General features: G+C 37.6%; 19 protein-coding genes. 3 read left to right on the top strand and 16 right to left on the bottom strand.

Translation table 11 applies throughout. The annotated features are described in order from the left end of the window. Window positions 1-546: 546 nt before the first annotated feature. The 10 genes from MSBRW_RS04510 to MSBRW_RS04465 form a co-directional block, all read right to left on the bottom strand. On the bottom strand, window positions 547-1,017 hold the full coding sequence (locus MSBRW_RS04510; RefSeq protein ID WP_230669959.1) for a hypothetical protein: 471 nt from the start codon (window positions 1,015-1,017) through the stop codon (window positions 547-549). Window positions 1,018-1,432: 415 nt separating this feature from the next. Continuing rightward, window positions 1,433-1,801 (bottom strand): 4Fe-4S dicluster domain-containing protein, encoded by a 369-nt coding sequence (locus MSBRW_RS04505; RefSeq protein WP_011305187.1) that lies wholly within the window; start codon window positions 1,799-1,801, stop codon window positions 1,433-1,435. A 17-nt stretch (window positions 1,802-1,818) separates the two neighbouring features. Beyond that, window positions 1,819-2,895 carry a hydrogenase large subunit gene (locus MSBRW_RS04500; protein WP_011305188.1) on the bottom strand — a complete coding sequence of 359 codons (1,077 nt, stop codon included), beginning with the start codon at window positions 2,893-2,895 and terminating at the stop codon, window positions 1,819-1,821. A gap of 22 nt (window positions 2,896-2,917) precedes the next feature. Beyond that, entirely contained in the window at window positions 2,918-3,259 is a 342-nt protein-coding gene (locus MSBRW_RS04495) for an NADH-quinone oxidoreductase subunit C (RefSeq protein WP_011305189.1), read from the bottom strand. Beyond that, a complete protein-coding gene (locus MSBRW_RS04490) occupies window positions 3,252-3,722 on the bottom strand; it encodes an NADH-quinone oxidoreductase subunit B family protein (protein ID WP_011305190.1) in 471 nt (156 codons plus the stop codon). The genes MSBRW_RS04495 and MSBRW_RS04490 overlap by 8 nt, the downstream gene beginning before the upstream one ends. Window positions 3,723-3,736: 14 nt before the next feature. Next, complete coding sequence (locus MSBRW_RS04485) at window positions 3,737-4,600, bottom strand: respiratory chain complex I subunit 1 family protein (protein ID WP_011305191.1); 864 nt, start codon at window positions 4,598-4,600, stop codon at window positions 3,737-3,739. After that, complete coding sequence (locus tag MSBRW_RS04480; RefSeq protein ID WP_011305192.1) at window positions 4,597-6,516, bottom strand: NADH-quinone oxidoreductase subunit 5 family protein; 1,920 nt, start codon at window positions 6,514-6,516, stop codon at window positions 4,597-4,599. Before MSBRW_RS04480 ends, MSBRW_RS04485 begins: the two co-directional genes overlap by 4 nt. 897 nt (window positions 6,517-7,413) lie before the next feature. Then, window positions 7,414-8,385, bottom strand: a complete 972-nt coding sequence (locus tag MSBRW_RS04475; RefSeq protein WP_011305193.1) for a permease — start codon at window positions 8,383-8,385, stop codon at window positions 7,414-7,416. A 739-nt stretch (window positions 8,386-9,124) separates the two neighbouring features. Then, complete coding sequence (locus tag MSBRW_RS04470) at window positions 9,125-9,508, bottom strand: putative zinc-binding protein (protein WP_011305194.1); 384 nt, start codon at window positions 9,506-9,508, stop codon at window positions 9,125-9,127. 145 nt (window positions 9,509-9,653) lie between these two features. Further along, entirely contained in the window at window positions 9,654-9,887 is a 234-nt protein-coding gene (locus tag MSBRW_RS04465; RefSeq protein ID WP_011305195.1) for a thioredoxin family protein, read from the bottom strand. A 316-nt stretch (window positions 9,888-10,203) separates the two neighbouring features. Between MSBRW_RS04465 and MSBRW_RS04460 the strand changes: the two genes are divergently transcribed. Then, window positions 10,204-11,139 (top strand): magnesium transporter CorA family protein, encoded by a 936-nt coding sequence (locus MSBRW_RS04460; RefSeq protein WP_011305196.1) that lies wholly within the window; start codon window positions 10,204-10,206, stop codon window positions 11,137-11,139. 249 nt (window positions 11,140-11,388) lie between these two features. Here MSBRW_RS04460 and MSBRW_RS04455 read toward each other — a convergent pair whose 3' ends face one another. The 3 genes from MSBRW_RS04455 to MSBRW_RS04445 form a co-directional block, all read right to left on the bottom strand. Beyond that, window positions 11,389-12,606, bottom strand: a complete 1,218-nt coding sequence (locus MSBRW_RS04455; protein ID WP_011305197.1) for an ammonium transporter — start codon at window positions 12,604-12,606, stop codon at window positions 11,389-11,391. Between the two features lie 215 nt (window positions 12,607-12,821). After that, the gene (locus tag MSBRW_RS04450) at window positions 12,822-14,015 is read right to left on the bottom strand and encodes an ammonium transporter (protein ID WP_011305198.1); all 1,194 of its coding nucleotides are present in this window, start codon (window positions 14,013-14,015) and stop codon (window positions 12,822-12,824) included. A 10-nt stretch (window positions 14,016-14,025) separates the two neighbouring features. Further along, the gene (locus MSBRW_RS04445) at window positions 14,026-14,370 is read right to left on the bottom strand and encodes a P-II family nitrogen regulator (protein WP_011305199.1); all 345 of its coding nucleotides are present in this window, start codon (window positions 14,368-14,370) and stop codon (window positions 14,026-14,028) included. A gap of 265 nt (window positions 14,371-14,635) precedes the next feature. On the opposite strand from MSBRW_RS04445, the gene MSBRW_RS04440 reads away from it, so the two are divergent. Beyond that, the gene (locus tag MSBRW_RS04440; RefSeq protein ID WP_011305200.1) at window positions 14,636-15,517 is read left to right on the top strand and encodes a class I SAM-dependent methyltransferase; all 882 of its coding nucleotides are present in this window, start codon (window positions 14,636-14,638) and stop codon (window positions 15,515-15,517) included. Between the two features lie 280 nt (window positions 15,518-15,797). Further along, window positions 15,798-16,460: a metal-dependent hydrolase gene (locus MSBRW_RS04435; RefSeq protein WP_011305201.1), complete on the top strand. Its 663-nt coding sequence runs from the start codon at window positions 15,798-15,800 to the stop codon at window positions 16,458-16,460. A gap of 999 nt (window positions 16,461-17,459) precedes the next feature. Here the strand turns inward: MSBRW_RS04435 and MSBRW_RS04430 are convergent. The 3 genes from MSBRW_RS04430 to MSBRW_RS04420 all read right to left on the bottom strand — a co-directional run bounded on the left by MSBRW_RS04430 (window position 17,460) and on the right by MSBRW_RS04420 (window position 20,943). Next, the gene (locus tag MSBRW_RS04430) at window positions 17,460-18,623 is read right to left on the bottom strand and encodes a YVTN family beta-propeller repeat protein (RefSeq protein WP_011305202.1); all 1,164 of its coding nucleotides are present in this window, start codon (window positions 18,621-18,623) and stop codon (window positions 17,460-17,462) included. Window positions 18,624-19,152: 529 nt separating this feature from the next. After that, complete coding sequence (locus MSBRW_RS04425) at window positions 19,153-19,713, bottom strand: UPF0228 family protein (RefSeq protein ID WP_011305203.1); 561 nt, start codon at window positions 19,711-19,713, stop codon at window positions 19,153-19,155. Between the two features lie 27 nt (window positions 19,714-19,740). Further along, window positions 19,741-20,943 carry a C39 family peptidase gene (locus MSBRW_RS04420; protein WP_011305204.1) on the bottom strand — a complete coding sequence of 401 codons (1,203 nt, stop codon included), beginning with the start codon at window positions 20,941-20,943 and terminating at the stop codon, window positions 19,741-19,743. Window positions 20,944-21,465 lie beyond the last annotated feature (522 nt).

The following is a 21,465-nucleotide window of genomic DNA, read 5'->3' as shown; positions in this document are numbered from 1 at the left end:
GCTTTCTATCATCAGGAAAAGCCCCTGAGCCGAATGACATCGATTTCCAGAAAAACCGTTTATAGGAAGAAACGTAAAACCCCTGAATCTTTAGCTTGGGGGATATAGACATCCACATTTTCACGGTCTTCTGGCATTGATTCTGTGAACTTACTTGTATTATTAACATTATTAGTTTTATAGATACAGACACCACAGCCCAAAATACGAAAACCAAGTTGAAGAAGTTGGAGAACAGAGTATATCTCATACCTGAAGGGATCGAGGACATTAAGCCGGAGAAAACCGGAAGTCGAAAGACATCTCAAGTATAATCTCATGCTCAGATTCTATTTCACCTTCGGAAAGAGGTGTAGAGCCTGTACGACTCGTCAACATTGGTTGGGAGGATGACTCAGGAAGCCCAGAAGTCTTTAGCTTAGGGCACAGTTCACAGGTAGCAATTACAATACAGGTATTAGCTGTGATTAATAAAGGTATTAGCTGTGATTAATAAAGGTATACGCATTAATTACAAGACTGGGAAAATATTCAGATACTGCCTGTTCAGTAATACCAGCCGTGAAAACAAAGCTCATCAGTTAACATTTCTTTAAGAAGGTTCAGTCTCTCTATCGAGTTCCTGATCTGTTCGGGCTTATCCATTACTTCTTCACACCCGGTTTCTTCCTGTATTGTTGTAATCCTCAAAAGCTCGGCAAAATTAACACACTCATCCAGAAAGCTGTTGAACAACTTGCGGGCTTTTGTAAGGCCGTCCGAAGTCCTGAAATCGGGCTGAACAGTTTTTTCATATTCTGCTCTCTGCTTCATTTCTGAGACCAGGAAACGTGACTCAACATAATCCCTTGAATTCAGAAGATCCCCAAGGTTCCTGAGATCAGTCCCTATATGCTGAGTAAAGTAAGCAATCTCAAAAGCCCATTGTTTATCAAAATTAGTTTCCGGCCCTGTATTGGAAAAAGGAATTTTACTCGTCAGCCAGCTCATCTCCGGTTCATTTTTGCCTTTTTTCATTATTAACATGTAAGAGGAAAGAATAAAAGCTTAACTAAATTCTCTGGCAGAGCTTAACTAAATTCTCTAGCTTTATAATGTGTTTTCTGGATGTTTCTTAAGAAGTAAAACACGGAGCGCATATGTTTTTTCTAAACTCTCATTTGGCCTACTGTATCCACACTTACCGTAGTTTGTTTAATCCATCAGTTATTTTACCTCATTTAAAATAGAAGTCAAAAAAACAGAAGTCAAAAAAAACAGAAGTCAAGAGGAAAATGCTTTTTCTGCCTGAATGGCTTTTGGAAATCCCTTAGTGGATTTCCTTAACTGCCAAATTTAGACCGGAGAACATTCAGTATTGTTTTTCAAGTAAAAATTTGAAAAAAAAATTAAAAAAGCAGTATCAAAAAAGAATTAATTTAAAAATTAGTTCTTATTTTGAAGGTGCTGCTTTTGGAGCTTTTGGCTTGTCTACTATTGGAACCGCTATCTTAATAACTTCCTTAGCGCCAGTCTTTGCTCTTTCATTAGAGATTGAAAGACAGCCCTTTGGACAGCCGTTAACGCATTCAGTGCACATTATGCATCTAAATAAGTTGAGCTCCCATGTTTTATCGGCCTTAGTAACTGTTATTGCATCAGGCGGGCATTTCTTTTGACATAGTCCGCAGAGAATACAGTTCTCAGGGTCAAAAACAATCCTCCCTTTAAACTCCTTAAAAGGTTCCCTTATCTCGAAGGGGTAAAGTCTGGTAGCAGGTTTACGAGAAATATTTGTTAGTACAAGGTTTAACATGCCCATTAATATCACCCTCTTCTTTATCTTTCAGTGCAGCTAACGCAGGGATCTATAGTAAGTACAACTATAGGTACGTCAGCGAGTTTGACGCCCGGTAACATAAGTAACAGTGAAGGTATGTTTGCAAAGGTAGGCGTCCTTACTTTAAGTCTTTCCAGTTTTTTGGTGCCATTACCTTTCACGTAGTATATGACTTCACCTCTGGGCTGCTCTGTTCTCATAATCGCTTCGCCCGTAGGGAAGCCCTTTACACGTACTTCAATCTCACCCTCAGGCATCTTGGAGATTGCATTTCTTATAATAGTAAGAGAATTTAATAGCTCAGTAATTCTTACTTTAGTTCTGGCGTAACAATCTCCATCCTTTTCAACAGCCGTCTTAAAACCGAGATCCTTATAGATATCCCAATCTGGTGTTTCCCGCACGTCAATAGCGTTCCCACTTCCTCTAAGTGTAGGACCAGCGGTTCCAACTTCGTATGCAACTTGCTTTGACAATGTAGCTAATCCCACAAGTCTTTGCTTAACCGTGTAATTGTTTACGAAAACTTTTTCAATATTTTTAATTTCAGTTTCCAGTGAATCACACATTTTCAAAAGCATATCAATATGTTCCTTAGTCAGATCTCTAGTAACTCCTCCAACTTTGGATATTGAATGTATGACTCTGTTTCCGCAAATTCTTTCCGCTACATCCAGTACTTCTTCTCTGTACTTCCAGCATTCGTAAAAAAGGCTTTCAAACCCAAAACCATCGGCAAACAGGCCAAGCCAGAGGAGGTGACTGTGAAGTCTATTAAGTTCACCAACTATTACTCTTATATATTGTGCTCTTTCAGGGATTTCAGTGTCAAACAATTTTTCTACTGTCCGTGTATAAGTTATACCATGGAGAGCGCTGCATATTCCGCATATTCTCTCACAAACATAAGTTGTTTGATTAAAGTCCTTTGTGTTTATAAATGTCTCAAGCCCTCTGTGAACATAGCCCAATGAGGGAAGTACTCCAACAACAACATCGTCGTCAATTTCAAGTTTTAACGATACTGGTTCGGGTAAAACGGGGTGTTGAGGACCAAAAGGTATTACAGTTGTCATATGATTCTCCTCTCAAATTGCTTTAAGCTAAAGGAGCTTTCGGACTGTTTGGCGTTAAGTAGAGGTGGCCCTTGTAGTCTATTGCTAAACCTTCGAAAGTCAATCCGAAGAGATCCTGGTACTCATTCTCAATCAAAAGTGCACATAGATAAATGCCTGATATACTCTTTGGCTTCTCGCCTGGTTTCAAGAAGTACCTTAGATTTTTTAGTTGGTAGTCTTTTTCAAAGACATATATGAATTCGTGACCTTCGTTAGCTTTCAGGCATATCATAGTAACATTTCGATAGCCATCATTTTTTAAACCCTCAACGGTTTTTAGCAGCTCATCACTGTTTTTAATTTCTACCTCATTCTCAAGCATTTGATGGCACCTCGTTTCCTTTCAATTTTACTTCTTTTCCTTTGATATTCCCTTTCTTCTTATTTTCAAGTATTGAAAGTGCTGCCACTACTCCGTCAAGTATGGCTTCAGGCCTTGGGCAACATCCGGGAACATATGCATCTACTGGTATGACCTGATCCACACCACCTATCACATTATAGCAATCATGGAATATCCCACCTGTAGATGCGCAGGCGCCTACAGCCAGAACGACTTTAGGATCAGGAATCTGATTATAAATGTTCTTAAGCACATTTACATTCTTATAATTCACCGAGCCTGTAACCACCATTATATCAGCTTGCTTGGGAGTACCAATGTTTAAAACGCCAAATCTTTCAGCATCATATAGAGGAGTAAGACAGGCCACTACTTCAATATCACAACCGTTGCAACTGTTACAGTTAACATGTATAATCCATGGGGATTTTGCCAAACTCATAAGTGTCCCTCTTTTTAAACTAATTTGACTCCACTAACGTACAGGTATGCTATGTTCACAAGCGAAATAACTAGCAGGATTGTCCAACTCAGTTTGAGCATCCACTGCCAGTACACTCTTGCAGTAATGTTATCTATAACAATTACAAGCAAGTAAGCAATGATACCTATAAGCACACCTATTACTGGGGTTGATGCCCAGAATAAGAATATGAGCCCTGTTAAAAACACATACTCATAAAAGTGTGCAATCTCAATGGTAGCAAACCCTGGCCCACCATATTCGGTCGTCATACCTTTAATCAGCTCCTGGTGACCATGGTGAGAGGTTGAGTAGTCAAAGGGTGATTTTTTCAATTTTATATTCAGAACAACTATCATTGCTATGAATATAAGAGGTGTATACATTAGCAGAGGGGATGATGCGTCTAACAAAGCTGATAACTTGAAAGTGCCGGTAAGCAAGTAAATTGCAAGAGCATATAATATTAAAACTGGTTCATAGGACAGTATAGCCATTATTTCCCTTGAACTTCCTATTCTAGCGTACGGAGAACCAGTGCTCATTCCTCCTACAACTAGAGCTACCGAAGCTACTGTGTAGACGAATATTATCATCAAGAAGTCTTGTTTGAAGACCAACATAAAGAGACTCAAAATGATAAAGGCGAGGTACACGACCACGTAAAAGTTTTGAGATGGATTTACAACCATATTGTCTTTGCTAAGGAGCTTCTTAACATCATAGTATGGCTGCAAAAGAGGAGGCCCTACTCTACCCTGCAATCTTGCAGTGATTTTCCTGTCTATTCCTGAGGCTAAACAGCCGATGATAGGAGCACCAATTAAGACAAGAATAATTGTTAGAATATCGTTCATAATCCGACTCCTCCTGCTAATGCAATTACAATCAGAATTATGGAAATTGCGTATCCAAATGTTGTAAGTTTACTTTCTCCAAAAATATTCTGGAGATAGATGTTGGAGACACTACATTTTTCGTAACTGCAAAGTCCATTTCTAAACATTAATCTGTCCTTTTCAAGGTTGTTCTCCCCACACATATAATAGCCAGCTGTACGAGGTGTGAACATGTTCTTGGTAGCGAGATAGATCAGAATAGCCAGAGCAAGCACTGCAAATATTGCTGCATAAGCAAATGCCCCTATTTCAGAGGTAAACTGCCCAGCCTGTCCTGTAACAGCAGGAGCAACTTTGAGTAGAATTTCTACCTGAGGTCTAATGAAGTAATCATATATTGAAAATATGAAGATACTTGTACCTATAATGGATAACCCAAGGACCGATAGTGGGAAATATGTTTCCAGTTTTTTATGGGGAACTGCATTTTTATCCATGCTGGTTGATAAGATTGTTCCAAGCCATTTAGAGTAATAAACTGTGGTAAGTGCACTTCCAAGTACTATGAATATTATCACAACAGGATTGTTTGAAGCAGCTTCCATTGATACCCATTTTGTAAGCAATACCCCAAAAGGAGGCAATAGCATGGATACCATTCCCAGAGCTGCAATGGAAGTGAGAAGAGGAGCCTTCTTAATTAATCCTGACATATCCTCGATATCTCTGCTTCCTATGGTGTGCTCAATTTCACCTGTGCACAGGAATAAGAGACCTTTCGATATGGCGTGGAACAGAATAAGCATCATCGAAGCAGCTACAGCCAGAGGTGTGCCTATCCCGGCGCTTGCGATAATTAATCCCAGGTTTGCAATAGTTGAATAAGCAAGCACTCTTTTAGCGTTTCTTTGAGATAAGGCTAAAGCTGAACAGATAACGAAGGTGAAGCTACCGTAAACTGCAATAGCTGTTCCGAGGGAGGTATTAGCATAAGCTGGTACAAGCTTGACAACTAAAAACACACCGGCATTTACCATCGTGCTTGAGTGTAGTAAAGCAGAAACAGGAGTTGGAGCTACCATTGCGCCTAAGAGCCAGCTATGGAAAGGCATCTGAGCAGATTTCGCAAAGCCTCCAATACAGAGTAAAGCAACAGGAAGGGCTAAAGCGGCCAAAGCTACTGCATCAGTTCCAGCGTAAGTTGCAATCCCAGTAAGGGAACTTATATTATAGTTAGTTGCAAGCAGAATTATGCCTATAGACATAGCAACTCCGCCAACCAGGTTTAAAGACAGAGCCCTGAAACCGTTGTTGATTCCTTCTTCATCCATGTTGTATGAGATCAACACGAATGAACACAGAGTTGTTAGTTCCCAGAAAAGATACAGCCATCCTAGTGTGTCAGACATTACCAGACCATTCATGGCTGCCAGGAAGAAGCTCATTGTAAAGTAAAATATCTTTTGTCTATTAAGATGTCTGTGCTCCTCATACTGGTCCATGTATCCAGTTGCGAATAAAATAATCGCAGTACCGACTATATTCACAATTAAGATCATGAGCTGAGCCAGTGGATCAATATTAAAAGAAGCACCCTCGGCACCTGGAACATTGGCATAAGTGTAAGCAAATAAGGCTGCTGAAATTATTCCAAGTCCAAGTGTAGGCCAGTTTTTATATTTTGCTGACACAGCAAGAATATATAGTATTACCAGTACTTCGAGTAAAAGGACAATGTTTTCATACATTGCGAAATTTGGTCCTTCAACCGGAACTACTCCAGTACCACCTAATACCAAACTAACTGATAAAGCTACTCCAATTATGAAAAAAGCCCAAGCCAAATACCTGTATAGCGATTTGGGAAGAGCTACAAATAATAACGAAAACAGTAGGGGTACTATAATTAATAGCATAACGGTGTTTTCTATCATACAGCGTATCCTCCGATCTATTAATCCTCCGATCTGTTATTCTCTGACTTATGATGCTGGAACTTATGCAGCTGAAAAACAGAATCCAATATCTTGGACGTTTTTGTAACCTATTTTCTATATACTCGAATGACTTGATATATTGATTTTCCAGTTCAACTGCGCAATTCCTGAGTATATAAGAATATGGACTAATATTCCACAAATATTATAGTATTCTTATATCAAAATTACAAGAAATAATAATATGCGAATAATGTCGATATAAATTCGACATGTTGCCAATTCTTATTATAACAAAGGCATATTTAAAGATAGTGATTTTCTTTTTACTTTTATATTACTAACGAGAATAATGGACAAAATAGCCCCCAAATATTGTTTTTTTCTTGTTTACATCCTCGTTATAAATATTACTGAGTGTTAATAAATACTACCAAATAATCCCAGTACTACTTAAGTAGTATAAATTAGCATGAACAAAGCTATATTTAAACATACTGATTTTAATTTACTTTTGTATTGCTCCTGAGACCCATTTATTGAATAACCTGTGAAAATCACAGTTTTAAATTAAAATGCCAAAATAAACGAGAAATAATAATATCAAATTATTACAATAATTAATATAACAAAATGATATTTAAAGAAAGTGATTTTAACTCTATATTTATATTAATTTAGATATATCCAGTATATTAATTTTCGTATAGCTTTTTATAATAATTTTGTTATGTTTTTCAAATTAATCGCATTATATATGGAAAGAGATAATTACACTGTAATAATAAGGATTATTATACTACGAATATAGAAAGAACTTGACAGCTTATTTCATAAATGCTTCTAATTAAAAAATAAAGTAAAAAGATAGGAAGAAAGGAGCCTAAGTACTGGTTATAACAGTATATTGAATAGATATCCTGTAAAGATTATCGAAACTCCCACGATTAAGACAAAAATTGCTATTAGCTCTTTTTTCAGCACCTTTTTAAGGATAACCATTTCAGGAAGGGAAACGGCAGTAACGGACATGAGGAACGCAAGAGAAGTTCCTATGGGAAGACCTTTCCCAATCAAGCTTTCTATGATAGGAATCATTGCCATAACATTTGAGTACAGTGGAACTCCAATCAGAACGGCAACTGGCACCGCAAGCAGATTATCCTTACCTGCATATTTCTCTAAAATTCCCTCAGGTGCATATCCGTGGAAAATGCCTCCTATGCTAACGCCTATAATTACATAGATCCATACTCTTCCCACAATGTCTTTTACGTTTTCAAAGGCAATATTTGCTCGTTCCTTTACGGTTAACTCTTCGGGTTTTGCAGTCTGCGGTCCCACTTTTATCTTATAAACAAAATCCTCCACGTACCTCTCCAGCTTAAGGAAGCCAATTAAAACACCTCCAAGAACTCCCAGTATAATCCCTGAAACTATATAGATTAATGTTGCCTTAAGACCTAGAGTTGCCCAGAGAGCAGCAACTGCAGCTTCATTTACAAGAGGTGAGGTTATCAGGAAGGAAAAAGTAATTCCAAGAGGTATGCCTGCCTCTACAAACCCAATGAAAATCGGAACGGATGAACACGAGCAAAAAGGAGTAATTGTTCCAAGAAGAGACGCAAGGATGTGATACTTAATCCCTTTTTTGTTTCCAAGTACTTTACGGGTTCTTTCAGTAGTAATATAGGTTCTGAGATAAGAAATGAAAAAAATCATTACTGCAAGCAGCAAGAAAATTTTCATCACATCGTAAATAACAAAGTTAACACTCGCTGCAAGGTGCGTATCAGGTGCAATCCCGAAAACCTCGTATGTTAATTTGTCTGCAATCCATTGAAGAGGGTAAAATATATCGACCATTTTGAGTTCCTTCTTCCAGTTGTTCACACTTATTTTGTAGATTTCACACTAGCATCATATCAATATATGAATATATAATTGTTAACAGATATAAATTTGTCGTTCTAAGTAAATATATATAATAATACTTGGATTAGAGTGAAATTAGATTGAGACATTGTCACACCGAGAGACATTGTCACACCGAGAGACATTGTCACACCGACATTCAATACTGGTACGAAAACAATAATTTAAAGCTCAAACATTATCAAAACTGAATTGTAAATGCACTAACTGAGGGTTTCAAGTATGGTTAAATGTTCTATTTGTGGAAAGGATGAAACCTCACTTATTAGAGCAAAGCACAGGAAACTTGGCCTAATAAATCTCTGTTTTGAATGCTGGGAAGTAGAAAGCAGCAACAAAAATCTCTTTCCTTCATGTGACAGATGCGACTGTTGCAAATGAGTCTATTTTCAGACATATTGCAATTTACTTTCACTTTTCTTTGCTCTATAATTTCCTCCAGATCCCTGTTGACTCTATTCTTTAAATAAGAAAGATAAATCGGCCATTAAAACCGATTAAAAAGGAAAAATTAGCACCAAAAAGTTTTAATGACCGAAACCAGACATTAGAAGGTTAAATAACCATGTAAACAAGCTTAAATTTTTGTCAGCTATTTTATGCAGAGTGTTTTTGTTTAGAGTTTAAGGGAAATACTTCAAATTAAGAAATAAAAGATTAAAATGGGAGATCATTCGGATTGAAGAATTTCCATAACTTTCCCGAGAGTATCTGTTACTTCCTGGTCTTTGAGGTCTTTTTCCTTACTTTTCTTGATCCCAAGTTTGGAAATTACGATCTGTCTATCAACTTTAAACCCTGCAAGTTCAAGGGTCTTGCTAGAGCAGTTTACAGGACAACCGTCAATTGCTATAATACGATCAGAAGCTTCGGCAGACTTCATAAGTCCCGGAGCTCTTGCACCGATCCCGACAGTGCACATAAGATTTCCTATGCCCTGCTTTTCGAGTTCAATTGCGATTCTGTTTGAAAGCTGACCGACATTTGCTGCTCCCGCGCATGGGAAAATTGCCACATTCGCCGAGCCGCATGCACATTTTGCTTCTTCTGGCATGTTTTTCACACTGACCTTGGATTTATCTCAAAGTAACTGTATCCTGGATTTATCTTAAAGTAAAAATGTATCCTGGATTTCTCCTAAAGGAATTATTATTTTAGTTTTTAGTTCCGGGCTAATGCTTCAGTCCATTTTGACAGGTTTATTTTTTGATCCATTTTTTGATATCATCAACGCTTGGAACTTTACCTGCGACTTTAACATCTCCGTCAATTACAAGAGCAGGAGTGACCATGACTCCGTATCCCAGAATTATATCGAAATCCTCTACCTTGACAATTTCAGCATCTACACCTGCTTCTTTTACAGCTTTCTCTACCATTTCTTTTGTTTTGTTACATTTTGAACATCCTGTACCAAGTATTTCGATTTTCATCGTGTTCACCTCAATAGTTCTTATTTCAAATATATTTGAAACAATCTATATAAAATTTCCTATTTCAAAACAATTTGAATTAAAACCCAGTCTGGTTGGTTCTCAAATTAAATTATCCTTGCAGGCATTTTCAAATAAGAAATTAGGAAAAACAGGAAAAACAAAGAGAAGAGAAAGTTTAGTACAGTAATAAATGTACAAAAAATATTTATTATGAAAATATATTTATAGATAAGCGGTCTGCTTGAAGCCCTGTAAATCCTATTCTCATTTTGAGTGAATGTATTCTATACTGCCGACAGGGAGAGGAACATCCATGCTTCAGATATTCAAATCGACAGATTCCGGACTGACAACTCTTGACCAGGTTGAAGACGGCGCATGGATTAATATTGTAAATCCAAACGAGCAGGAAATTCTTTTAATTTCAAAAGACCTGAATATTCCTGCTGAACATCTTAAAGCTGCACTTGATGAAGAGGAACGCTCCAGAATTGAAGTTGATGAAGGCTGTACTGTTGTATTAATAGATATACCTGTACCGAATGCTAACCTGCAGGACGGAGGAATTTTTTATACAATCCCCCTTGGGATTATAATTACTGGCAAAAACATTGTAACAGTCTCTCTTCAGGAGAATTACGTTATTAAAAGTTTTATCGAACAGAGAATAAAATCCTTTTATACATTCAAAAAAACACGTTTTCTTTTACAGATCCTGTATCGAAACTCAAAGTTATATCTTCAATATCTCAGGCATATCGATAAAGCAAGTGATAAGATCGAGTCCAAATTGCATAAATCCCTGAAAAATAAGGAATTAATCCAGCTTCTCGAGCTGGAAAAAAGCCTTGTATATTTCTCTACATCTTTAAAAAGCAATGAAATAGTCCTTGAGAAAATCCTGAGATCCACTCCTGTTAAGATGTATCCTGACGATACGGATCTTCTTGAAGATGTTATCGTAGAAAACAAGCAGGCGATTGAAATGGCAAATATTTATAGCAATATCTTGACCGGAACAATGGATGCATATGCTTCGGTTATTTCCAACAACTTAAACATTGTTATGAAATTCCTGACTTCAGTTACAATCGTTCTGTCAGTCCCAACAATGGTTGCAAGCTTTTTTGGAATGAATGTTGACGTCCCATTCGAAAATAACCCTCATGCATTTGTGATCATTTTCATAATGACATTGTTTTTCTCGATGATTCTAGCTATAACAATGCTAAGGAAACAACTGTTCTAAGAAAAAATAGTTCTAAGAAAAGAAATATTCTGAAAAAACTGTACTGAATAAAATATTCAAAGAAAAAACTGTACTGAGAAAATATTTAAAGAAAAAACTGTTTTGAAAAAACTATTCTGAAAAACAACTATTCGAAGAAAAAACTATTCGAAGAAAAAAACTATTCTGAAAAAATGAGGGGCTGAAAAAGAAAAAAAAAGAGTTGAGAAGGCCCCTAACTTTTTCGTTAACTGAATAAACCTGTTTTCCTCAGTGAATAGTGTCGTAGGCACATTCTCCGTGCATAGAAATATCAAGGCCTATAAGTTGTTCTTCGTCCGTAACTTTGACCGGAGTTATTGTGTTTATTAGCATCAACATAATGTAGGTAAACACAAATGCATAGACTGAAGTAGCTGCAACAACCACAACTTCTTTAATAAAGAATGCTGTGCCACCGTAAAGCAGTCCGTCAGCTCCTACCGGGTTTATAGCCGTCGAGGCAAAGACTCCAAGTAGAATTGTGCCGGTAACGCCCCCAATTCCATGGACACCCCATACATCAAGAGCATCGTCCCATTCCATCTTGTTTTTAAGATGTACGGCAAAATAACAGACAACTGATCCGAGGATGCCCATTATTGCAGCCACGGGTAAAGCAACAAGACCTGCTGCAGGAGTAATTGTTGCAAGGCCTGCAACTGCTCCTGTCATAAGCCCTACAAACTTTGGTTTTCTTTCCTTATACCATTCTATTATCATCCAGGTGATTGCCGCAAAAGAAGCTGCAATGTCACTGTTCAAGAATGCAAGTGAGGTAATCCCATCTACATTCAGTTCACTTCCAGCGTTAAACCCGTACCATCCAAACCACAAAAGAGCAGTCCCTATAGCCATTAACGGAATATTGTTTGGTTTTGTTATTTTGTTGTACTTTCTTGAGCCTACGTAAAAGACCGAAGCAAGAGCTGCAAATCCGGCTGTAGCATGAACAACAATTCCTCCTGCAAAATCAAGAACTCCCATCTGTGCAAGCAGACCGCCTCCCCAGACCATATGAACAAAAGGATAGTAAACAAAAAGCTGCCAGAGAACAAGGAAAATAAGATAAGCTTTAAAAGTAACCCGGTTTGCAAATGCTCCAGTAATCAAGGCAGGGGTAATAATTGCAAACATCATCTGATAAGCTACAAATACAATTTCTGGAAACCCCATATCTTTGATTATTGTAGTTGGGGTAATCCCGTGTAAAAACATTTTGTCCAGGTTTCCTATGATGGCACCTTCTCCCCCGCTGAAACATAGAGAATACCCGATAAAAAACCATAAAACAGTCGTTGCTCCCATCGAAACAAAGCTTTGCATCATAATTCCTAAAATATTCCGCTTACAGGAAAGTCCTCCATAGAAAAATGCCAGACCAGGAGTCATTAGCATCACAAGACTTGTCGCAAGCAGCATAAAGCCTGTAGAGCCAGTATTTAACATAATATCATCCCATCTATATTTATACAATAACTAGGAAATCTCAAATATCTTACCTTCTTCCCATGTTATTATACATAACCATTTCTACCTTGACGTTGCACGAAATATATTTAAAAAGACTTTCAGGATAGAAATGGCTAAGATGGGTTTCTCAATGAGGAAAAATCCTAAGAAAACCTAAAATTAGAAAAGTACAGGTAAAGTTTTGCCTGTACTCAGATGTTATATGCAACTTCACCATGCTGCGTCTTGTCAAGTCCGATGTTTTCTTCACTTTCGCTGACTTTAAGCCCTATAGTTCTGTTAAGTATGAATCCAATAAGGAGAGTCCCGACAGCTGCATAAACAATTGTGACGACAACGCCTTGAAGCTGGATTAACATTTGGCTGGAATTCCCAAGTAAGAGACCGGTCCCTCCTACACTTGCAAATACACCTACTAGGAGTGCGCCTACTATTCCACCAACACCATGTACTCCAAAGGCATCCAGCGAGTCATCATATCCAAGCCTTTCTTTGAGTCCTACAGCATTGTAGCACACGAAACTTGTGATCGCACCTATAGGAATTGCTGCCATTGGCGTGACAAAGCCTGCACTTGGAGTTATTGCAACAAGTCCTGCAAGAATCCCTGTTGCAAATCCCAGAGCTGTTGGATACCCTAAGTGATACCATTCAAGGGCCATCCAGATAAATCCTGCAGCTGCTGGGGCTACAAGTGTTGTAATGAATGCGAGAGATGCAATCTCATTTGCAGCAAGTGATGAACCTGCGTTAAACCCGAACCATCCGAACCAGAGAAGACCAGTTCCAAGAAGCGTCAAAGTAACATTATGTGGCTTTAATGAATCTACCCCAAAACCACGTCTCTTTCCAAGGTATGTAAGAATTGCAAGTGAGGAGACACCTGAGGTTATGTGCACAACTGTACCGCCTGCAAAGTCAAGAGCTTCCCCTGTAAGGAACCCACCACCCCAGACCCAGTGGCAGACAGGTGCATATACGATAAGTCCCCAGAGAGCAATGAATGCGATATAAGATTTAAACTTCACACGTCCTACAATTGCACCTGAAATCAGAGCAGGTGTAATTATTGCAAACATTCCCTGAAACGCAACATATGCATAAGTCGGAATTGTACCAGTTACTGAATATACATCTATCCCTTTCAGGAATACATGTCCAAGGCCACCTACAAACCAGTTACCGTCTGCAAATGCAAGTGAGTAACCTATCAATACCCATTCCAGAGCCATGACGCCCATTGCAACAAATGAATGCATCATGCTGCTCAAAACGTTTTTACGCTGGACAAGCCCGCCATAGAACAGTGCAAGTCCGGGAAGCATTAACAATACAAGTGCAGACGAGATGAGTACCCATACTGTGTCTGCTGCTTCAATAGTCATACTCATTCCCTCATAGAGCTTCTGGTCCGGTTTCGTTTGTGCGAATCCTTATTACGTTCTCTAAAGGTAGCACAAATATCTTGCCGCTTCCGATGTAACCGTCCTTGCCTTTTGCTCCGGTCTTTATTGCTTCAATAACCGATTTCAGGAAATGATCTTCCACTGCAATTTCAATCTTGACCTTTTCAAGAAGATTTGCTTCATGTTCAGTTGCCCTGTAAATCTCTAAATGCCCCTTTTGTGCACCATAGCCAGCGACCGATGATACTGTTAGTCTATTTACCTCAAGTTTCTGAAGTTCTCTTTTGACTGCATCGAGTCTTTCCGGCCTTATCATAGCAATTATGTATTTCATCACGACCACCAATAGGTATCTTGTATCCGGTTTCTTGATATTTAAATCTGCCTATCTTGCTATTGAATAATAAAACAGTCTCATCCAAAAAAACGAGAATAGAGGGAGTTTTTCTCCAATTAAGGAGCCTAATATCAGTTTTTCCTCTCGACATTATTACTGTATATTAAAAATAGGAATTCTGGTTATCTAGCGTGAGTTTCTTTTCCTGTTTTCAAACATTTCTGTCAGAGAGCTTTTATTTAGTGAAAGCAAATTTAGAGGTATGTTTGGAGAAATTGGAAGTGTAAAAAGCAAGGCGGATGAGACTGCACTGCAAATTTTATCCCTTTTCAGGGACAGCATCAGTGAAATTTGCCTGAATGAACCTGAATCCATATCAGATTATTTCAAGCCGGAGTATTCTCATTACATCATAGTCCATACTCCCCTGAATTTCCGGTTCCCTGAGAGGAGGGAAGAATTGAATATGCGTTTTTGCAGGGATGTCGGAGTTTCGGTTGTTGAACGCATCGTAACCGAAACTGATCAAATTTACGTAAGAGGACTTATGGCAATCAACGGATCAAAAGTCTATGCTATCCTGCCTTTTATGAAAATAGATGCAGAAAAAGCAAAGATAGCAACATTTCCTGAAGACCACATGGTACGCGTGCGATCAAAAGTGCTTCCTTCTGTGCTTCCTGACATAAAAGGAGAAACAATTCTCGATATTGGTAGCGGCTTTGGAAGCCTTACCATAGAGCTTGCAAGAAACAATCCTGATTCGAAAGTCTACGGAATCGATCTTCATGATTCTCTTACAGGCCAGTCGCAGATGAATGCTGATGTCCTTGGCGTGTCGAATGTGAAATTCAAGACCGGAAGCGCTTATTCACTTCCTTTTGAAGCCGGTTCGATGGATGTAGCTACCTGTTTTTTAATGCTTCACCACCTGGAAGACATTAAATTTGCCCTGTTTGAGATAAAGAGAGTGCTTAAAAACGGCGGCCTGTTGATAGCAGTTGAACCGCTTGCAGAACAACACCACCACGGCCCCCAACTTTCGGAAGCCGGATGGCAAGAGCTTTTCGAAGACGTTGGCTTCGCAATAGAGGTTGAGAGCCAGGAAGGGGCAGCGATTATGAAAGCTGTAAAAAGAGAATAAACCCTACAAGAAGAGAATAAATTCTGTAAAAAGGAATGTGGGTAGTATGCCGATTTTTCTGTAAAATCACAAATTTCAAAAAGGTATTGGATCAAAAATTCCACATTGGAAGATCCATTTTCCCCACATTACACAAAAACGTGGCTTCAAATTTACAGCAAATTCGAGACACTGCCCAGAATCTTAATATTATCTGTTATCTTTTTATCATTTAATTAGCTAATAATTTTGTTTAATGCGAACATTTTTATATATTTAGAAAGGATTTCTTTGTGTTACCATGCTGCTCTTTGGACATATTGGTATTACACTTGGGATATTTTTTGTATTTTCATATATTGCACCACAGTTAAAGACTATCATAGATAAAAGGTATCTTGCTATTGGAGCTCTTCTGCCTGATTTGATAGATAAACCATTAGGACTGATTGTCTTTGCATCAACGATTTCAAATGGACGCATGATAAGCCATACATTATTATTTTCTATTACTCTCTTCCTAATAGGTTTATATGTCTATAATAAAAGAAACGATATAGTAATTATTACCCTTGCGTCAGGTTCTTTTTTCCATCTTATGGAAGATCAGATGTGGAATACTCCAAAAACCTTATTCTGGCCTCTACTTGGATGGAGTTTTCCGAAAGACGACGTTGCTAATGGGATCGCATTCTTATTAATGCTATTCAAAGAATCTTTTACACTTAACTTATCACAAGGTTTTAGTCTTGAACACACTTTTATTCCTGAGATAATAGGAATGGCGGTAGTAGTTATTTTTACTTTAAATTGGTTAAAAAACAATTTGAGCAAAACAATCTCTAAAGATGAGGAAATAAAAAAAGAGAATACTGAAAAACCGACTGTAGAAACAACCGTGTTTTATATCATAGGTTTCCTTGTGTTTGGACTACTTTCTGTAAGAGCCATTATAGCACTGTGAACTACAGCGGCTAAAGCACGTTTGCTTCCTGAGTCATTCCGCCATCTAGTATCTCAACCATTTAATTATGAATCCCCTGACTAAACTCAAAATCATTTTATGCTGATGAGAAACTGTTACGTTGTGTATCATAAAATCACTTTATGCTGATGAGAAACTGTCTACGTTGTGTATCGTAATTAAGTTGCCAGAACACTAGCTAATCAATGAATCTATTGAAGGCATAAAAGGAACAAAAGAAAATGATGCAAGAGGAGAACTCATCCAAATAGCTAGTGGGAACCTTCTTGCATCATAATACGCCGGGCCTCCATTTGTTCGGGGAATCTATCTGGTTCTGGATTTATCTGTCTTTCCGCAGATGTCTGATAAATTTATCTATTTTTTTAGCTAATATCTCTCTTTCCGCAGATGTCCGTACAATTTTCATAATTTTTTCTGCTATCGTTTTTTCTGCTAATTGCATGTGATGTTTAAAGAATTATTTTTAAAATGTTCTACAATTTTCGGCATTTTTACCTTCAATGAAAACTTTCAACTCGATTTACCAAAGCTTCAGTTGAGATAATAACGAGAGATTTTTGAGAAATTCTCCAAAACCGATAGCAAGAAAATTGTTGTTTTTTCGAGAACATCTGCGGAAAGTCAGATGAATGTATGGCTGAAGCTACCTGCACTGCAACCGAGGTTGCCGAGAAAGTAGGGTGCAACCCAATACTTACAAAAATAGGTTAATACAACTGGCTGATCAAGGTAAATTATGTAAAAAATTAAAAGGTAGAGTATGGGGATTCAGGCCAAAGGAGGACATTGAATAAAATTGTTTTAACCTATGAATTATAAAATTTTAAGTTTGCTGTTTTGTTAAAGTTTACGGGTTGTATCTCGCCGTTAAAATGATGGGGATTAACCCTTCCTTTTTTCTTCAAGAGGCTGAAAACAAACACGCAAAAAGACATTATGCCATTCAACTGTCTGACAATCCAAGCCCTGTATTACTTACTTCTTCCTGAACTTCCACCCACCACAGAGGCAGGCCAAGCCTCCCAATAAACTAAAGCCTGGTGTAGAGTTTTTACTCGATTCGTTTCCACTTGTGCTTTGACCAGTCATATTAGAATCTACAAAGTTCCCAAAGGCAATTTCAATAGGATATTTTCCTACGTTCACTGTATCTGTAACATTGTTTGTAGCTGTGTCAATTACAGAGACAGTGTGGCTTGCATAATTTACCACATATATCTTTGTTCCATCTGGAGTAACTTCGATTCCACCAGGCGCCCTTCCTACAGGCACAGTGGCTGTAACCTTGTTTGTGGCTGTATCAATTATATTAACAGCACCCGTAAGTGAATCAGGTCCAGGAAACTGTATAGCTACATATACCTTTTTTCCATCTGGGCTGACTGCAACTCCGCGAGGAATGTCTCCTACATGTACTGTAGTTGTAACATCGTTTGTGGTTGTGTCAATTATCAAAATAGTAGCTGTGGAGTCATGGTAAATATTGGAGTTCATCACATATGCCTTTGTTCCGTCCGGACTGAATGCAACTTCAAGTGAGTTGTTCCCTGTATATATCGTGGCTGCAACAGCGTTTGTGGCTGTGTCAATTACAGAGACTGTAGCTGTAAAGTTAGTTGAGTCACCGCCAGAATTTGTCACATATGCCTTTTTCCCATCCGGGCTGAATGCAACTCCAAAAGGAAAGTTTCCTACATCTATTGTGGCTGTAACTTTGTTCGTGGCCGTATCAATTACAGAAACAATGTTGTTGCTGAGACTTGTCACATATGCTTTTTTCCCATCCGGACTAATTGCAATTCTTTGAGGATCGGTTCCCACTTTCACTGTGTGTATAACCTTATTTGTTGCTGTATCAATTACAGAAACAGTGTTGCTACCTGCGTTCACCACATATACCTTTTTCCCATCTGGACTGACTGTAACTCCAGCAGGATGGTCTCCTACATCTACTGTGGCTGTAACCTTATTTGTGGTTATGTCAATTACAGAAATATTATTACTTTCGTAGTTAGTAATATAGGCAAATGGCGATGCACCTACTACACCAGCTAATATTAAAATCGTAAGTGAAGTTATTCCCAAAACTCTTATGAGAGTATGCTTTCGATATGTTTTATCATATGTTATTTCTTCCATCTTAAATCCCAACTTATAGACTCATTGAAAAGCGACAACATCAGCGGCTCCCTTCTGGATTTGTTCATACTAACACCCTATAAATAAGGAGGTTTCGATAAACCTTAATCCTTGGTCGGTTGTTATATAGGTTCATAGGTAACTGTTGAAAATCAGAAGTTTATCGAACTCCTCTGAGGAATTTTTATCTTACATATACATTTGATCTTTGAACTGCCGTATGTGAGTTCAAGTAACCTTGGATTACCATAGGTCGGACCAATAGGCAGTGAATCATTAACATGCAAATATGTATACCCATTTTGAGTTTTGTATCCTCTACAAAGTCGAAAATGAGTGAACTCGTAGTGAAAAATTGTCTCTCATTTTCAATTTCTGGTGTAGTACCACTATCAGAAAAGCTAGTACTGCAGCTCAGAAGTAAATTCATAAAGTTTGGCTTTTGAATATGGTCCGAAGATCGCTGATTTTCCCAATAAATAAAGAATTGATTTTGAAATCGAGGCGTTAGTAGCTATAATTCTCGTTTTTACCCATCTATATAGTAAAGGGCTACAAATAAAACCATTTCATTCGTTTCAAGCTCATTTTTTATTTTAATTGCATCCTTCTCTGGAATCCAATTCATAGATCCGTTTTCAAAATGAAGTTCACACCAGACGAACTTTTTAATATGAAGATTTTTTTTATCCAGAATTTCAAGAAAGCTTTCATTTTCGATAGCTTGTTCGGATAAAGAAATTATGTTGTAGTCTCCCTTTTTTTTATCAGGAGCAGATCTAAACTCATCTCCTATAACGATATTTTCGTTATTTTTTACTTCTATATAGTAGTTATCTGCGATGTCTTCCACATTGTAATTCAGCCTATACATGGTCAAGTTATAATTTTCAAGAATAGTTTTAACTTCTGGTTCGGTAATTCCTTCTTCAAATTCGATAGCTAAGCCACTTACTTGTAATTCTTTAACTGGAGTTTCGGCATCCTTTAGAGTGTTTTTATTAATTGGAGCTTTTATAAATAATCCCACAATCGTTACGAGAGTTAGAAGAAAAATAAAAATAGCAATTTTCCCATTTATTTTTCTCATACCAACCACCAAAAAAGATGAGGAGTTTTAGCTCCTCACATATATACGGTTAATTTCTGAACCAAATGCTTCCAGCTGATAACTACCAGACCACTGAGGCGATGGATCATTGAGTGCCAAAATTTGTTCCCCAGTGTCATAATAGTATCCTACACAAGCTCGAGCATGACCTGAAACTCCACTTCTGAAAGGTCTATTATTGTTAATTTCGGTGACTACGTCACCAAAATACAGACTACTAGTGCGTTTTACTGAATTTGTTTTCGCTAATCCCTGTGAGGATCTATAATAAGTAAGCTGCTGATCAATAGTAGTCCCTTGTGGAGCCGTCGCACCCATTATTCCATAAATGTAATCTTGGGTATGAGATACCCCATAGTATTTAGCAATCATTTTGGCAGTTGCCGGCCCACAATAATAAGTTTTTTCGCCTCCATATAAAGGAACATTGAGTGTTTTAGTTGTAGCTGTTGTCACTACATTACTACTCAGTTTCCCCATCTGTTCCTCAGTGATTGGTGTAGATATGTTGATCTCCAAATTAGCTGCTTTATACTCCACAGATTTCGTAAGATTATCGCTTTCCTGCCAGTTCTTTAAATTCTTGTCTATTCCATTCTTCAATCTCTGCTCGTATATTGACCAAATTCCGCGCTTTGTTTCAGTTGCCGGTTCATCTGGTACTATATCAAGAGTATATACGTCTACAAATACCCGATCTTCATCCCCTGTTATTTTGTCCTTTACCACTGTCATTGCTCCGATAAGAGGATAATCGTATACAACCATTTGTGTTGATTTTATTTTTCCATTTGGATGTTCGTTTATGGCGATTTCTATTGATTTTTTCATGGCTTTAGTAGCATCAAACGGTTTTGGATTGCACTCAACAAGTTGGACAGTTTGCCCAAGTTTTTTATCTGCACCAATATCGATTATACCTACTAGATTATTATTTTTATACACAGAAAACTGATAATACAGTTTTTGACCATTTGGATCATAAAGTTCTAGTGGTTTTGGATCAATAGTGGCCTCTGTCCAGTTCTCAAAATAGGGTGCGTCTGTTGCAATAAATTTTGCCATGTGTGCATTTGCGTGTTTAAAAGCTTCCTCAGCAGTTACAGAATAATTATCTTCTTTCTGTGCACTCACAGCTGGTATCAATGCCATACCAACCAGCAGTATTGCTAAAACTAGCGTTCCTACTCTAATTTTGTCCTTAATCATTTTATTACTCCTAAATTTTTCCCTAGGAGGCAGAATCAGGCAAGTTTAAATATTCGCACAGCTAAACATGATAACTGCCTTTCGGGGTAGATTTTATGGAGTTCGGTAGCATCTGAAAGCACTTTTGAACTCCATAAACTATTACTAATACATTATATATAAACCACAAACGTTTTCACTAGATCATTAAACTATCCGTTTTTCATACTTTTTTCCGAATCATTAATTATTTCAGAATCTTTGATTGTTGGATGTTTTGGTCACAAATTATTTATTTAAGTATATGCCTTGACTCATGTTTAAAAATAAGTATAAAAGAAAAGATAATTTAATCTTAGGATACATAAGTCTTATTTACGTTAATGAATAATAGATATAGTCTTTTTTGTTTATAAATTATCCAATTTTAACTATATTGGTGTAATCAATTAAAGAGTTCGAAGAATGGAAACTTACTGTTAATTGTGCATGCGCCTGCGTAAAATTGTTTTAAAATATGAAATCTAAAAAATTTTAAATTCG

Source organism: Methanosarcina barkeri str. Wiesmoor (genome assembly GCF_000969985.1).
GTDB classification, from domain to species: domain Archaea; phylum Halobacteriota; class Methanosarcinia; order Methanosarcinales; family Methanosarcinaceae; genus Methanosarcina; species Methanosarcina barkeri_B.
This window is presented reverse-complemented; position numbering and strand designations above follow the sequence as displayed.